Source organism: Anaeromonas frigoriresistens, from assembly GCF_016820655.1.
Classification (GTDB): domain Bacteria; phylum Bacillota; class Clostridia; order Tissierellales; family SIT17; genus Anaeromonas; species Anaeromonas frigoriresistens.
Genome location: NZ_WSFT01000019.1, coordinates 65,263 through 81,786 on the forward strand (window position 1 = coordinate 65,263; position 16,524 = coordinate 81,786).

The 16,524-nt window shown below is 28.9% G+C and carries 17 protein-coding genes; 4 read left to right on the forward strand and 13 right to left on the reverse strand.

Annotation, left to right across the window (positions count from 1 at the left end):
- Positions 1-40: 40 nt before the first annotated feature.
- Positions 41-808, reverse strand: coding sequence for an SDR family oxidoreductase (locus tag GOQ27_RS04030; protein WP_203365541.1), 768 nt, complete (start codon positions 806-808; stop codon positions 41-43).
- Between the two features lie 160 nt (positions 809-968).
- Here GOQ27_RS04030 and GOQ27_RS04035 point away from each other — a divergent pair, with 160 nt between their 5' ends.
- Complete coding sequence (locus GOQ27_RS04035; RefSeq protein WP_203365542.1) at positions 969-1,478, forward strand: ferritin family protein; 510 nt, start codon at positions 969-971, stop codon at positions 1,476-1,478.
- A 16-nt stretch (positions 1,479-1,494) separates the two neighbouring features.
- Entirely contained in the window at positions 1,495-2,133 is a 639-nt protein-coding gene (locus GOQ27_RS04040; RefSeq protein ID WP_203365543.1) for a nitroreductase family protein, read from the forward strand.
- A 47-nt stretch (positions 2,134-2,180) separates the two neighbouring features.
- Here GOQ27_RS04040 and GOQ27_RS04045 read toward each other — a convergent pair whose 3' ends face one another.
- The 11 genes from GOQ27_RS04045 to GOQ27_RS04095 form a co-directional block, all read right to left on the reverse strand.
- Positions 2,181-3,923 (reverse strand): methyl-accepting chemotaxis protein, encoded by a 1,743-nt coding sequence (locus GOQ27_RS04045; protein ID WP_203365544.1) that lies wholly within the window; start codon positions 3,921-3,923, stop codon positions 2,181-2,183.
- 157 nt (positions 3,924-4,080) lie between these two features.
- Positions 4,081-5,589, reverse strand: coding sequence for an HD domain-containing phosphohydrolase (locus GOQ27_RS04050; protein WP_203365545.1), 1,509 nt, complete (start codon positions 5,587-5,589; stop codon positions 4,081-4,083).
- A 136-nt stretch (positions 5,590-5,725) separates the two neighbouring features.
- On the reverse strand, positions 5,726-7,069 hold the full coding sequence (locus GOQ27_RS04055) for a glucose-6-phosphate isomerase (RefSeq protein WP_203365546.1): 1,344 nt from the start codon (positions 7,067-7,069) through the stop codon (positions 5,726-5,728).
- Positions 7,070-7,170: 101 nt separating this feature from the next.
- A complete protein-coding gene (gene nadC, locus GOQ27_RS04060) occupies positions 7,171-8,004 on the reverse strand; it encodes a carboxylating nicotinate-nucleotide diphosphorylase (RefSeq protein WP_203365547.1) in 834 nt (277 codons plus the stop codon).
- A gap of 12 nt (positions 8,005-8,016) precedes the next feature.
- Complete coding sequence (gene nadB / locus GOQ27_RS04065; RefSeq protein WP_203365548.1) at positions 8,017-9,513, reverse strand: L-aspartate oxidase; 1,497 nt, start codon at positions 9,511-9,513, stop codon at positions 8,017-8,019.
- A 17-nt stretch (positions 9,514-9,530) separates the two neighbouring features.
- Positions 9,531-10,472: a quinolinate synthase NadA gene (gene nadA / locus GOQ27_RS04070; protein ID WP_484477100.1), complete on the reverse strand. Its 942-nt coding sequence runs from the start codon at positions 10,470-10,472 to the stop codon at positions 9,531-9,533.
- Between the two features lie 83 nt (positions 10,473-10,555).
- Positions 10,556-11,368 carry an ATP-grasp domain-containing protein gene (locus GOQ27_RS04075; RefSeq protein ID WP_203365549.1) on the reverse strand — a complete coding sequence of 271 codons (813 nt, stop codon included), beginning with the start codon at positions 11,366-11,368 and terminating at the stop codon, positions 10,556-10,558.
- A gap of 159 nt (positions 11,369-11,527) precedes the next feature.
- Positions 11,528-12,646 carry a SpoIIE family protein phosphatase gene (locus tag GOQ27_RS04080; RefSeq protein WP_252187737.1) on the reverse strand — a complete coding sequence of 373 codons (1,119 nt, stop codon included), beginning with the start codon at positions 12,644-12,646 and terminating at the stop codon, positions 11,528-11,530.
- Positions 12,647-12,768: 122 nt separating this feature from the next.
- A complete protein-coding gene (locus tag GOQ27_RS04085) occupies positions 12,769-13,089 on the reverse strand; it encodes a helix-turn-helix transcriptional regulator (protein ID WP_203365550.1) in 321 nt (106 codons plus the stop codon).
- Positions 13,090-13,138: 49 nt separating this feature from the next.
- Positions 13,139-13,669 (reverse strand): cob(I)yrinic acid a,c-diamide adenosyltransferase, encoded by a 531-nt coding sequence (locus GOQ27_RS04090; RefSeq protein ID WP_203365551.1) that lies wholly within the window; start codon positions 13,667-13,669, stop codon positions 13,139-13,141.
- A 59-nt stretch (positions 13,670-13,728) separates the two neighbouring features.
- A complete protein-coding gene (locus GOQ27_RS04095) occupies positions 13,729-13,902 on the reverse strand; it encodes a hypothetical protein (RefSeq protein WP_203365552.1) in 174 nt (57 codons plus the stop codon).
- Between the two features lie 291 nt (positions 13,903-14,193).
- Here GOQ27_RS04095 and GOQ27_RS04100 point away from each other — a divergent pair, with 291 nt between their 5' ends.
- Together GOQ27_RS04100 and GOQ27_RS04105 are read left to right on the forward strand one after the other, a co-directional pair.
- The gene (locus GOQ27_RS04100) at positions 14,194-14,625 is read left to right on the forward strand and encodes a Fur family transcriptional regulator (RefSeq protein ID WP_203365553.1); all 432 of its coding nucleotides are present in this window, start codon (positions 14,194-14,196) and stop codon (positions 14,623-14,625) included.
- Positions 14,612-15,445 carry a hypothetical protein gene (locus GOQ27_RS04105; RefSeq protein ID WP_203365554.1) on the forward strand — a complete coding sequence of 278 codons (834 nt, stop codon included), beginning with the start codon at positions 14,612-14,614 and terminating at the stop codon, positions 15,443-15,445. The genes GOQ27_RS04100 and GOQ27_RS04105 overlap by 14 nt, the downstream gene beginning before the upstream one ends.
- A 22-nt stretch (positions 15,446-15,467) precedes the next feature.
- On the opposite strand, the gene GOQ27_RS04110 is transcribed toward GOQ27_RS04105, so the two are convergent.
- On the reverse strand, positions 15,468-16,517 hold the full coding sequence (locus tag GOQ27_RS04110; RefSeq protein WP_203365555.1) for a 4Fe-4S dicluster domain-containing protein: 1,050 nt from the start codon (positions 16,515-16,517) through the stop codon (positions 15,468-15,470).
- Positions 16,518-16,524 lie beyond the last annotated feature (7 nt).

The following is a 16,524-nucleotide window of genomic DNA, read 5'->3' on the forward strand; positions in this document are numbered from 1 at the left end:
CTTAATTTATTTTTATAATCAGTATCAATTCTTTAATGATTTATTCTTCATAAATCATTTTCACTGTCATTCCTCCATCAATAGTAATATTTTGTCCAGTTATAAATCCTGCTTTTTCATTATCACATAAATACATTATACCTTCTGAAATATCTTTTGGAATTCCTACTCTATTAACAGGATGTTGTTTATGATCTTGTTCTGTTAATTCTTCTTGTTCTCTTTCATCTTTCTTTTTCCACGAAGATACATCTATCCATCCAGGACTTATACAATTCACTCTAATTTTCTTTTCACTTAAACTTACAGCTAAAGAATGAGTTAATGCTTTTATACCTCCCTTTGATGCTGAATAAGGTTCGGTATTTTTTTCAGACATCAATGCTCTTGTAGATGATATATTCACTATACTCCCACCCTCATTCATATGGGGTATAGTATATCTACTACATATGTATGGTCCTGTTAGATTAACCGATATAATCCTCTCCCATTCTTTAACACTCCTATCTAAAATAGATTTTCTGTCTATTATGGCAGCATTATTTACCAATATATCAATAACCCCTTCTTTAGCCACTATATCTTCAATTATCTCCCTTACATCTTTCTCGTTTGAAACATCTGCTTCATAAAACACAGCTGGGATTCCCTCTTTTAATAAATATTCTAAATGTTCTCTTCCTGCCTCTTCATCCACATCAATAAAATATACTTTTGCCCCTTCTTTACCAAAAGCATAAGTGGTATTCATACCTATTCCTTGAGCTCCCCCCGTAACAAGGACTACCATATCTTTAAATCTCATTTTATCCCTCCTAACAAATATATTATTATTATTTAATTACCCACATTACAAGTTTAGACTCATAAATAGATTTCATACTAATAACTTGTTTCGTAAATAACCCCAGGGGTAAATAGATAATTAACTAAATATTATAAAATTTTTTAGGAGGTAATATATTATGGATAATACTTTACAAATATTAAAGTATGCTATGGAAATGGAAAGACAAGGAAAGATGTTTTATCTAAAGTATAAAGATGAAATCCAAAACGAAAAAGCAAAGAAAGTTTTTGCAAACCTTGCAGAAGTAGAGGAAGAGCATTATAATATTTTAAAGAAGCATTATGATGGATTAGAATCTAATAAAAACTGGAGTTCTACAGACCTTGAACTTTCCTCTGGAGAAGAAATATTTCAAAAAGTTTTAGAAGAAGAAAAAGATAAGATGACAGAAGAAAACCTTGACTCTAATTTCTCTGATATGGCTATCATGAGAATGGCTTACCTTATAGAAAATGATTTTGCTAATTATTATAGAGATGCCATCAAAAAAGCCGATAATGAACAAGCTAAAAACTTACTTAAGACTCTAGCTGAATGGGAAGATAAGCATAGAGAATATTTCTACAATGAATTCAAAGGATTTATGGAGGAAAGCTGGTTTGATCAAAATTTCTATCCATTCTAATTAAGGAGGTATCATTTTGACAAACTTAGATTTCATTTACAAAAGAAAAAGTGTAAGAAAATTCACTGATGAAGTTATAAGTAATGAAGCTATCAAAACATTGATTCAAGCAGCTACCCAAGCACCATCAGGTAAAAATCTACAAAATTGGCATTTCATAGTTATAAAGGATAAACAAAAAATTAATCAAATAGCCAAAATAGTAGAGAAAAAAAATGATGCGCTAGCTTCATACTTAGATAATGAAGATGAAAAAAAGAAATTAACAAAATTTCTAAAGTATCATACTATATTTAAAAATGCTCCAGTTCTTATACTAGTATATGCTGGTTCTTATATACCAGCAGGTTATAAGGCATTACAAGCTAAAGGAGCTTCCAGGGAGGAAATAGATAATCTCCTTAAACCTTCACCAGGGGTACAAAATATAGCCGCTGCTATGGAAAATTTACAACTAGCATCAGCCCAAATGGGATATGGTACTTGCTGGATGACAGGTCCTTTATATGCTAAGGAAGAAATAACAGAGTATATTGGTTTTGAAAAGGATGGTTATTTCTTGGCAGCCATGACTCCTATAGGAGTACCGGTTGATGAAGATATAAAAAGTCCTCCTAGAAAACCAGTAGAAGATGTACTAACAATAATAGAATAATAAAAAGGATTGCAAATTATAATTTGCAATCCTTTTTATTATAAAAACTAATACTTGAATTTACTTATACTAATCTTCATTTCATTGGCTATTTTAGATAAGGCTTCACTAGCATTAGCAAGCTCTTCCATCGATGCAGTTTGTTCTTCTACAGATGCAGATACTTCTTCTGTTGAAGCAGCATTTTCTTCTGAAATAGCAGATAAATTTTCAATTATATTTATAATTTCATCCTTTTTAGATTCCATGTCATTTCCTGATTGATTAATATTTTTTATTACTATTTTCATTTTTTCAATAGCATTATCAATTCCTTCAAATTTGGTATTGGTAAACTTTACACTTTCTGATTGAGAATTCATTAATTTATTAACTTCTTCCATCTTATTTACAGCATATGTTGTTTCCTTTGCTAAATTATTAATAATATCAGTAATCTCTTTTGTGAATTCATTGGATTGTTCAGCTAACTTTCTAATTTCTTCCGCCACTACAGCAAATCCTCTGCCGGACTCTCCTGCTCTAGCTGCCTCAATAGCTGCATTTAATGCAAGTAAATTTGTTTGCTCTGCTATATTTCTAATCATTTGACTGGCATTTTCTATTTTGCCTGCACTTTTATTAGTATTTATTATTATTTCATGGACTTCTTCTACAGCTATGTTATTTTGATTATTTTGTTCTACAAGATCATTTAATATTTCAGATCCCTCATTTTTTAGTTTATCTACTTCAATAGTAGAAATATTAAGCTCATCTACTAACTTTTGATCCTTTTCAATCAATTGTCCTAATTTATTAATATGAGAAGCTCCTTCTTCAGTTTCCTTAGCTTGATCCGTAGCTCCCATTGCTATTTCTTCCACTGTTCTACCTATTTCCTCCGCCGCCACAGAGGACTGCTGACTAGTTATAGTTAATTCATTAGAAGCTGATGCTACCTGTTGAGAATTATTGTTAATATTTTTAATCAATGAAATGAAATTTTTCTGCATAGTTTCTAATGACCTGGTTATTACTCCTATTTCATCTTTTCTTTTTAAGTACTTTGATGTTTCTCTTTCTTCACCTAAAGATATATCATAATTAGAGAGGGTCTCTATATCTTTAGAAAGGTTAACAATTGGAACTGCAATTCTCTTAGACATTATATAAGCAATAATAACAGCTAAAATCATACCTGCCAAGGTTATGATAATAAAAGTACTTCTTAACTCACTTAAATATTTACTAACTAAACTATACGCCTTATCTTCTGAAACACCAACAAAAAGAATACCTATTATTTCTCCAGACTTATCTATCAGAGGCTTATATGCAGTTAAATAGGGTTTATCTAAAATATTTGCTTTTCCAATAAATTGATCTCCATTTATCATGTCAGTATAAGCATTACTTTCTTTACCTAGGTAAGTACCTACAGCTCTATTTCCATCCTTATCAATAATGTTGGTGGTAATTCTTTTAAAATCATCTCCATCCTTAACAAACACAGTTGCTAAGGCACCCATGTTCTTTAATATGTCATCTACCATATCATTCTTATTCTCAATACTTTGTCCTTTTTGATCTAATAGTAATCCATCATCATACCTTAAATTACCAAAGTAATTATTTAAATATACGTTAGCAGATGAAATATCTCCTTCTAACTTTTCATTTAAAAGTGAGTCCTGTAGTTCTTGCATTCCACTTACGCTTTTTCTATAGCCTAGAAAACTAATTATTGTTGTGGTCATAAGTGTAACTGCACAAAAGTAAATAATGATTTTAGTTTTTATACTTTTCATGAAATCCCCCCATACATTTATTACTATACTCTTTCGACAAATTTTTCCTAATTTCCTTCTATTGCGACAAATTTTTTTCTGGTTATTTTTGGATGTTAATCTAACACATTCATTTATTTTTCAATATAACAAAAATATAGCTATCCAAATTGGATAGCTATATTTTATTAAATACTTCTTTAATTGCAATATCAGATACAACAGGATGAAATTGTTTACCACTTTCAGATTTTATTATGTTTATAGCTTTTTCTTTATTCATAGCTTTTCTATAGGATCTATCGCTAGTCATAGCATCAAAAGCATCTGCCAATTGTATTATTTGAGATTCTATAGGAATCTCAGATTCCTTTAACCCAAAGGGATATCCATTGCCATCATAATGTTCATGATGCAAATGAATCACATCAACTATATGAGAAAGTCCAGAAATCTTTTCAATAATTTGTTTTGAGAATTCAGGGTGCTTCTTTATAACCTCATATTCAATATAATTAAGCTTATCAGGTTTATTTAATATTTTCCCTGGTATTCCAATTTTGCCCACATCATGAAGTAATGCAGCAATATCTATATTCTTAATTTTTTCTTCTTCTAATCCACATGCTTTAGCTATTTCTATACTATATTCTCTCACCCTATCTCCATGACCCTTTGTATATTTATCTTTAAGTTCTATTGCTGATACTAAAGCTTTAACTGTCTCTAAATAAGTATTATGTAATTTGTCCTTTTGAATAGCCTGACTATAAAATTCTGATATTAATTGAGCATAATATCTTAAAATTTTTCTAGAGTCCTCAGAAAAAGTAGGTAGACTAAAACTGTCCAATGAAATCATACCTATAATATTACCTTCTGATATAATTGGTGCATAAAGAGTATCAAATTCAGTATTAGTTCCTAATTCATTTAATAGCTCTATAGTAGTTTCTGGTAAAGCTTTGTTGCTGTCTTTAGTTAGATGATCTATGTATGAATTAACCTTTTTAGAATCTACATCCTTTGCATCTATAAAGGTTTCTCCCTTTTTAAACTTAAGCTTATTAAGTATATCTACATTATAACCTTTACTCTCTATAGGATAATAATACTCATCTCTAAGTTCAAACAGAGTACCCTTATCTGCTTCTTCTATTAAGGTAAAGATAGATTCAAAAGACCTTTTTATGAACTCATCTTTTCTCAATTTATACACTTCAATGAAAGAATCCATAATTTCTTCTAATCTATTAGATAGTACTTTTACTTCTTTATTAGATTTATCTAGCATTTCATTTTGAGCTGTTATCTCTTCTTCATTAATTCTTAAATTTTCTAATAATACATAAAACTTCCCTTTAAAATTTTGTAACTCCTTAACTTCTCCCTTATTATTTATCAAGTTTTTAAACTCATAGCTTTGAAAATTATCCTTTTCAATACTAGATGCAAACTGATTTAATTCTTCTAATGGTTTTAATAAGCGTTCATTGAGTAAATAGTTAATTAAAATAAATATTATAATAAAAAATATAAAAAATATTATTGCCATTATACAATACGTGTTAGCATCCATTACTTCTCTTCTACTATTTATAGACATCCTATAAGTTGATGTAATAATTATAAAAGTAATTATAAAAATAATAGATAGGCTAGTATTTATTAATTTTCTTACCGTCATTTATTCTCCCCCTGTAATTTATCGGACAAGATTATTCTATAACAAAACCTCTATTATATACAAATTATTTTCTGAATTGTTATAATTTTTTCATAAATAAATACTCTCCCTTAAGGGAAAGTATTTATTTATTCTTTTATTCTTTTATTCTTTTATTTAATTCTTCTCCTAATTCTTCATATCCAGGTTTTCCTAATAAAGCAAACATATTCTTTTTATATGCTTCTACTCCCGGTTGATTAAATGGATTGACACCTAAACTGTATCCACTTACACCACATGCCTTTTCAAAGAAATAAATAAGATTACCAAAATAATATTCATTCATTTCTGGAATATTGATAACTAAATTAGGCACTCCTCCATCTATATGAGCTAATAAAGTACCTTCAAAAGCTTTTTTGTTAACAAAGTCCATAGTTTTTCCTGCTAAATAATTAAGTCCATCTAAATTCTTATCATCTTCTTCTATATCCATATCAATATATGGATTATCTATATTTAGAACTGTCTCAAATATATGTCTTCTTCCTTCTTGAATATATTGTCCCATAGAATGTAAATCAGTAGAAAAGTCCACAGCCGCAGGAAAAATCCCCTTTCCATCTTTTCCTTCGCTCTCTCCATATAATTGTTTCCACCACTCTGACACAAAGTGTAATGAAGGCTCATAATTTACTAAAATTTCTATTTCTTTGCCTCTGTTATATAAAATATTTCTCACAGCTGCATATTTAGATGCCATATTTTTATCTAATTCTTTTTTACTATATTCTTCTCTAGCATCCTTTGCACCTTTCATCATATCATCTATATCTAACCCCGCAACAGCTATAGGTAATAGACCTACAGGAGTAAATATAGAGAATCTACCACCTATATCATCAGGAATAATAAATGTATCATAGCCCTCTTCATCAGCTAACTTTCTTAAAGCACCCTTTGATGAATCTGTGGTAGCATATATTCTATTCTTTGCTTCCTCGCCATATTTATTTTCTAGGTATTTTCTAAGCACTCTAAAAGCTAAGGCTGGTTCTGTAGTAGTTCCAGACTTTGATATAACATTAATACTTACATCCTTATTTTTAATTACATCTAATAACTGTTTCATATATCTTCCACTTATATTATTGCCTACAAAATAAATTTCAGGAGTATTTCTATCTTCTTTACTTAAACTATTATAAAAAGAATGACCTAAAGCTTCTATTGCTGCTCTAGCTCCTAAATATGATCCTCCGATACCTATTACAATAAAAACATCAGAGTCATTCTTTATTCTATCTGCTGCTTTCTTTATTCTACTAAATTCTTCTTTATCATAATTAATAGGATAATCAATCCACCCTAAATAATCACGCCCCAATCCATTTCCTTCATGTAATAATTCATGGGACTTTTCAATTAATGGTTTTATTCCTTGTATTTCTTCTTCTGTTATTGAAGTATTAGAATAATTAAGTGTAATATTGTCCATTTCTTTCCTCCTTAAATTTAGTATCATTATGTATCTCACTATTATAATTATACCACTTTAACTATTATATAATTAAAAAAGATGACTATAATAGTCATCTTTTAGTATACAATATTTAAACTAATATCTAAAGCCTTTACAGAGTGAGTTAGTCCTCCAGAAGAGATAATATCCACTCCAGTTTGAGCTACTCTTTCTATTGTATCTAACTCTATATTCCCAGAAGCTTCTAATATAGCTCTACCTTTATTTATTGATACTGCTTTCTTCATGTCTTCACACTCCATATTATCCAACATTATAATATCAGCACCTGATTTAAGAGCTTCATTTAATTGATTTAGATCTTCTACTTCAACTTCTACCTTTATAGTATGAGGTATTTTAGCCTTAATTATATTTACTGCTTCCTCTATTCCTCCAGCAGCCTTAATATGATTATCTTTAATCATAACTGAATCTGATAGATTAAATCTATGATTATGTCCTCCACCTACTCTTACTGCATATTTTTCTAGCATTCTTAATCCAGGAGTAGTCTTTCTAGTATCTACCACTCTACAATTATAACCATTTACCTTCTCAACAAAGATTGATGTTTTAGTAGCTATCCCAGATAACCGTTGCAATATATTTAATGCAGTTCTTTCTGCTGATAATATAGCTCTTGTACTTCCTTCTAATGTAGCTATAACTGTATCTTTCGTTACCTTATCCCCATCAGCTCTTTTTTTCTCAAAAGATATATTTTTATCTAAATACTTAAATACCTCTTTAGCGATATCTACCCCTGCAATAACTCCATCTTCCTTCACTTTAATTTCTGCTTTAGTCCTACTATTTTCATCAACTAAATTATCAGTAGTTATATCTCCATTATTCATATCTTCTAATAAAGCTTCTTTAATGATTTCTTTTATTTTATAGCTTAACATAGCATCTCCCCCTTAATTTATTCTATAATGGCATCCTATACTTTCCTTATTGTTTATACAGCTTTTTACAATTAAATCTGCTATCAAAGCCATATTTTCTAATTCCTTATATTCTTTGTTTTTTATATTAGTTTTTTTCACTTCATTTAATATCTCTTTAATCGTATCTTTAGCTTTGTATAAATTATTTTTACTTCTCATTATACCTACATACTTATCCATAGTCTCTCTTATGTTGTTTTTTGTAGTTTCTACTTCATAATCTTCTATATTTTCTTTTATATTCTTTACAGAGATACTCTTACTTAGTGGTACCCTATTAAAGTTAAGATTTAGATGATTAGCAACTTTCATCCCAAAAACTATACATTCTAATAATGAGTTACTAGCTAATCTATTAGCTCCATGTACTCCTGTATTTGCGCATTCTCCACAAGCATAAATCCCTTTAACATTTGTCTTTCCTTCTACATCAGTCTTTATTCCTCCTATAAAATAATGCTCTACGGGGACTACAGGAATAAAATCTTTTGCCATATCTATTCCTTCAGCTAAACATTTATTATATATAGTAGGAAATCTGTTAATTAGATAATTCTTATCTTTATGGGTGATATCTAAAAAGACATGGGAAATATTATTTTTCTTCATCTCATTAAAAATACCTCTAGAAACTATATCTCGAGGTGCCAACTCTGCTCTAGAATGAATATCTAACATAAATCTTTCTCCATTACTATTTCTTAAATAAGCCCCTTCGCCCCTGACTGCTTCAGAAATCAAAAATTTTTCTCCAACTTCTTCACTATAAAAGGCAGTAGGATGAAATTGAATATACTCTAGATCATCTAATTCACAACCTAACCTATAAGCTAATGCAATACCATCTCCAGTGGCTATTCGAGGATTAGTACTATTCTTATATATTCCACCTATACCCCCAGTAGCAATAACTACAGCTGAGGTAGTAAGCTTTATGAATTTATCATTTGTTATCAGTTCTAAAGAAAAATAGTTACTTTCCTTTTTTATATCAATGACCATAGAATTATGTAATAAATCAATATTAGATTTATTTTCTATCTTATTCCTAAGAGCATATATAACCTCTTTTCCAGTAGCATCCCCACCTGCATGAAGAATCCTACGGCTACTATGTCCACCTTCTAAAGTAGTTTTTAATTCATTATTTTTATATTTATCAAATTCAACACCTAAATCTATAAGTATATCTATATTATTCTTAGATTCTAGTATCATAGTTTTCAAGGCATCCATATTATTTCGTTTAGATCCTGCTACTATGGTGTCATTAGTGTATAATTTAAAATCATGTTCTTTGTTTAAACAAGCAGCAATACCACCTTGAGCTAAAATTGAATTTGTATTTTCAATTGTGCCTTTTGATAAAACTAAAACATTTAAACTATTATCAATATTTATAGCAGTATATAATCCTGATATTCCACTACCGATTACTACTATATCCGGTTGTCTGATATCTTTCATTTTCTCTCACCTCAATTTTATAAACTTAACATTCTATTCAGAGGTTTTAAAGCCTTTTTTCTTATATCTTCTTCAATTAAAACACTATTTTTTTCTTCTTTTAAAGCATTATATACATCCTCTAAACTAGTCTTTTTCATATTAGTACATATAAGACCTGGAGATAATAAATAGAATTTCTTATCAGGATTTTCTTTTTCTAATTTATGAAGTACTCCCATCTCTGTTCCAATTATGAACTTTTTGTTATTAGACTTCCTTGCATAATTTATAATTTGAGAAGTACTTCCAATAAAATCTGCTTTCTCTACTACTTCTTTGTTACATTCAGGATGCACTAATATCTCTGCATCAGGTTGAGCCTCTCTAATCCTATCTATTTCTAATCCTTTAACTCTATGATGGGTTATACAAAATCCTGGCCATACTTCAACCTCTTTATCTTTAACCTTTCCTTTAATAAAATTACCTAAATTTTTATCTGGAACAAACATTATCTTATCTTCCTCTAAACTGTTTACTACCTTTAAAGCATTAGATGAAGTGCAACAAACATCACTTTCTGCCTTTACCTCAGCAGAAGAATTTACATAGCATACTATTGCTGTATTGGGGTTGTTTTTTTTATATTCTTTAAGCTTATATGCTGTAACCATATCTGCCATAGGACATCCTGCATCTATTGCAGGAAGTAATATTTTCTTTTCAGGAGATAATATTTTAGCACTTTCTGCCATAAAGTGTACACCACAAAATACTATGATCTCTTCTTTTGCTTCAGCTGCAGCTTTGCTTAGGGCTAACGAATCTCCTACTATATCTGCTACTTCCTGAACTTCAGGTATCTGATAATTATGAGCTAAAATTAAAGCTTTTTTTTCTTTTTTTATTTTATTTATTTCATTAACCATCCACTGATTTGTCATTATGATGCCCCTTTCCATATCCATGCTTAACATCTGTCTTTACACCTGTACAGTAAGAGTATAACACTTAATTTTTATGGAATCAAACAAAAAATAGACAAAAAAAAGAAAAGTTATTATGCTATAACTTTTCTTCCTACTCCAGGATATGTTGGTTTATTAGGATCAGTATCTTCTTTTATATAATTATATATATATTCTTCAGGCCTAATTCCCAGATGCTTAAGACCTTCATTACCAAATAATACATTAAATTCTAATATATAATATTCTCCTTCAACTTCAATCACATCAAAACCTGCATGGTTTATCCCTAAGGTTTTCGCTACCCTATCTACTAAATCTACAGCAGGCAATGGTATATTATCAAAAGAATAACTACCCCCTTGAGCTATATTATTATGAAAGTTGCCTTTTTCAGCAATCCTCCAATAAGCAGATATCACTTTATTCCCTACATAAACTACTCTTAAATCTCTATCAATAGGTAAGTACTCTTGTATATATAAAGTATCATTATTTTCAAGATATTTATTTAATTCATATTTATCTTTAATAAGATATACACCTTGTCCCATAGAATTCTTTATTTCTTTAGCTACTACAGGATATCCAAATTCTTCTTCAATAATATCAACTGTGGAACTGTTTTTACCCATAATTCTCGTATAAGGTACATTCTTAGGATATGTTGCCATAAGGGCTCTTGTCATCTCCACTTTATTGTGTCCTAAGTGAAAAGTACTTATATTTGGAAAAATTTTTTTGTTAAGTCCATACACTAGTGAATTAACTTGCCAATATTCAGGAAACAAGATGTAGTCAGCATCTTTAATTTTATCTATTTCTCTAAACATATTTTCAGGCTTAATATAAGTTATATCTTTCATACCGATAGTTCTAAATGGGTTAAAGGATATGATCTTCATTTTGCATACCTCTTCTCTATTTTCTTAAGCATGTAAATATATTATAGAGTCTTCAACCAGTTGTCAATATCACATTTATTACATTTTTTTATGTAATAAAAAAGATGACTCTAATTAGCCATCCTTCTTTATAATGTTTCAATAACATAATATTTATTATTAATTTATGCTAACCTGTAATAAGGCTATATCATCTTGAGGCACATCATAATGGAACTCATCCATTGCGTGTTGAATAGATTCAATAATATTACATTTTTTATCTTCTATGCTTTTTTGTAGCCTATCAATCCCAAATTCTTCTCCAAATCTATTTCTAAGCTCTATAATTCCATCTGTGTAGAATAATATTTTATTATCTTTTTCTACATTTATTGTTTTTTCTTCATACTCTATCTTATCAAATAAATAGCATATAGGATATCCTGAGTTCTCTAATATATGAATTCCTTCTTTATTTATAAACAAAGGCATGCTATTATGTCCAGCATTAGCATAGGTAAAAGTCTTTTCTTTATTGTCTAACACACCATATATTATTGTAAAGTATTTATCATCATCAAAATTTAAATCTAGGAAACTTTTATGGAGTTCAGATAATACTTTAGAAGGCTTAGTTGTCATATCCATAATGGCTCTCATAGTCTGCCTTACAAATATAGTAAGTATAGAAGCAGTTACTCCATGGCCTACCACATCACTTATATATATACCTGTATATCTATCATCAATTTTAAACACATCAAACATATCCCCACTTAGAACTTCTGAAGGACTATATATATAATCTATAGATACTGATCCATAATTCCCTCTAGTCGGTAGAATTTTCTTTTGAATAGCTCTAGAATATTTAAGGTCTTTATTCATCATTTTATTTCTTTTAAGTACTTCTCTTTCAAGGTTTCTTTCTCTTGTAACATCTCTAAACACTTCTACTACAGCATATATATCTCCATCAGAATCCTTTACAGGAGAACTCTTTATAGAAAAAACCCTATTCCCTATAGTCTGTTCCTTTTCAGATGTAGCACCCGTAGCAAAAGTTGTTTCAGTTATACATTTTTTACATGTGCAAGAGCTCCCTAGAGAAAAATAGCATGACTTACCTAATGAATCAAACCCAATCTCATTTTTCATAGTTTGATTCTCATATATCACCATTCCATTTTTATCTATTACTCTTACCCAATCAGCCATACCATCTAATATATCATGGGACAGCTTATGATGGACTTTATTAGTTTTATCCATAAACATTTTAATTTTATTGTCCAATTCATTGCCCCCTTTTCGGATAATAAGACCTCAAAGGAAATAGTCGTATCCAATATATATAATTATATCATAAGAAAAATTTTTATTTATATTTATTTAATTATTTATATGTTAAATTATATTCAATAATAGGATTTCATTATAACTTCTAAAGCATTAGATATAATCAATAAATCCTCCTTATGATTAGATAATAAATTATTACCTTTATCAGTTAATCTATAATATTTTATACCTTTATCCTCTTTATATAAAAATATGCCTTCAATTAGTTCATCTATAATCATAAAATTTATTGTGGAGTATGCACTAGACCTATTTATATTTATAAAAACTTTTTCTATAATGTCATATATTCTATTTGATTGAACTTCTCCTTTAGTTAATATAGATAAAATAAATATAGGTAATATATCTCTCCATATTTCACTAGTTTTTTTCATAAAAATTCCCCCTTTGAATAATTATATATGCTCAAAGGGGGAACTATTCTTATTTATCGAATTCTACTTCTTCAAACTCATCTTCTAGATATCTCCCTAAGGAATATAATAAATCCGATAATCTATTAACATATTTCAATAGATGTTCATTTACATCAGCTTCTCTAGCTAAACTTATTATTCTCCTTTCTGCTCTTCTGCATATAGTACGACTTACATGCATAAATCCAGCAGCTTTTCCTGCTCCAGGTATAATAAAATGGTCTGGAGTTTTAACCATGTCCAAATATTCATCTATTTTACTTTCTAAGAATTTTACATCTTCTTCTACCATTTCTAATTTTAATTTTGATTTATCCTCTGTGGCTAATTCCGCAGCTACATCAAATAATTTTCTTTGAATATTGTGTATTAGTTTATGTGTTTTTTCATCCTCTATAAAATTTTTAGTTAGTCCTAGATAAGAATTCAATTCATCAATTGTCCCGTAACTTTCAACTCTTATACTATCCTTAAATACTCTTTTACTATCATAAAGGCTAGTCTTTCCCTTATCACCTGTTTTAGTATATACTCTCATATAAACACCTCCTAAAGATAGATAATTTATACCCATTTAATTTAAACTTAAAATATCTATTATAAAGTAATAATAACAAAAATAAGATTAATAATTGCATATAGTATTAGAACTAAATAACTACTACATCCTAATAATATTTTCTTCGATTTATCATCGCTAAATATTCCTTTATCTGATACTGACTTTCCCATATTCTGTATGTGTGTAGAAGTTTCACTTATTAGATTCATTCTTTGATCCCTACCTTCAATAAAGTAAAACCCCCATTATAACTAAACTAATAACAAATCATATAGTAAAAAACTCATTTAGATCATTAACATTAAAATATAAATATGATCCAAATTCTAATACACCTAATAAAAGTATTCCATAAATTATTTTCATTATTCTCACCCTTCCAAATAATATTCCCTTTATATACATTATTTTACTATATAATACTTTTTTATTTAATTTTATATTAATTGAATATGGGAAAGGTATAATATAAAATAGTGTTAAGTAAAGGAGTTGATAAAATGCCTAATAAAAAAGATATTATTAAAACTCTCAAGGATAAAGGATATAGATGCACAAATCAACGGGAAGCTATATTAGATGTTTTATTAAATAATGAAAATCATTTCATTAGTGCTGAGGATATATATATTAAAACTAAAAAATATTATCCCAAAACAAATTTTTCTACAGTTTATAGAAATCTTGAGGTACTTGATAACTTAGGGGTAATTCATCGTACTAATACTGATGGTAAAAAAGCTATGTACGAAATAATATGTGAAGATAGTCATCATCACCACATAATATGTAAAAGCTGTGGTAAAACAGAAATAGTAGACTTTTGCCCTTTTTTGAATATAAAGGAAAAATTTTCTAATGATGGTTTCAAACTTACAGATCATAAATTTGAATTATACGGATACTGTGAGAAATGCAATGAAGACAATTAATAAATCTAGTAAAATAGTGTTTATAATATTGATGACAGTATTAATATTATTTATCACGAATATATACTATCCTTTAAGAAGTTATATCATAATGTATCCAGTAAAAACCTATTATAGAAACACGGGATTATTTAATGATATTCCCCTTAAAATACCTAGCGGGAAAATAAGCAATAAAGAGAGTTTCTATCCTTTTGTTCTTTACTTTAATTCAAATGAAGGATTTAAATACTATGTAGATAGAGATGTAGATTTAAGTATAATGTATAATTTCGGTGGATTTAAACTAGGTAAGAAAAACTCTAGTTATTTTGATCCTAAATCTGATTATTATTCATCCTTCTATGGAGCCTATGCTATAAAAACAGATAATAGTACTCCCTTTGGATTTGATAAAGATAAAAATATAAATATAGATTTATTATCTAAAGTTCCAGAATATGACCAAAAATATCTAGTTATGTCATCTATAGGTCTATCTCCTAATAATGTAACATTTGATTATAATATAAAAACAATTAAAGAAGATATTAAGTATATAAACTCTATGGATTGGCTTATGGTGGACTCTCAAATAAAAACTAATGCTCCTGTCCATAAGTACAAAAAACATTATAATGGGTACTTACAATATGGTATCCCTAAAGAATTGAATAATCTCTCTAAAGATTATCCTATTATGAAGCTTCATGGGAGAATGTATATAAAGTATTTTAAAGAATATGATTCAACAATTGTATTTTATATTTTAGGTAAGAATAAAGATATAGTTGATAGAATAGATGAAAATATTGTATCTAAATCATATTTTAAAAAATAAACTCAGAGAATATTCTCTGAGTTTATTTAAGCCATTCAGGAGCTGTTCTTATATAGGGTCTTATACCATGTTTTTCATCATGCTTTCTTAATGCTACATCTATATCTTCATCACTATTAATATCATCCAAATTTTCAATCCCCTGACTAAATGGGCAACTAGAAATACATATTCCACAATCGGTTCCTAAGCTTCTCCATATATTATAGCAATCTTCTTGATTTATTTGCCATCTTTCTATACCATCAATGTTTTTCATATCCTCTGGTATAGCTTTTCCTGGACAAGTTCTCATGCACCTATTGCATCTTTTACAGAATTCTGTTACCCCAAAATCCTCATATTCATCTTCTAATAAAGGTAATTCCGTAGTAACAAGACCCAACCTTACCATTTGTCCATATTCTTTAGTTATAAGAATACCATTTCTTCCTATATCACCAATTCCAGCATCTTTTGCAACTAAAGGAAGTACCGCTAGATAATTAGCATCCATATGGTTTCTAGCTTCATAGCCCAACTCTCTTATAAAATAAGATATTTGCATACCAATCACAGCAGCATCCACATAGGCTCTAGATGTATCTATTATTTCTGAAACTTGGGGAGATCTATTCAACATTTCCTTATCCATTTGGACTGCAAATACTATTCCGTAAGGATGTTTTATATCAACTTTATTCCCATAGTTCTCTTTATGCCTACCTCTATGGGAATACCAGTGGTAATCCTTCATTTTAGTTACACCTACAAGTTTAGCACCATAATGCAAGGTAAGTCCTTTTATTCTTTTTGTAATAGTTTCTTTATCTATATCAACTTCCTTTTCTGCGGGATTTCCTTCTGATAAGCTCTTGATATCGTTTAAAAATTTAAAATTGGCCTCAGCAATCTTAGAGTTTACTGGATCATAAGTGGCTGTACCTTCTCCACAGATCTGAGGTCTTTGTCTTATATTATCATCTTTTTCTTTTTTATCGGGATTTTTATTATAATAATATTTATATTCCTCAGAATCCTTTTCTAAGCTCATTCGAGAAAACATAGTATCCCTTTCATCAATTCGCTTCATAAATTCA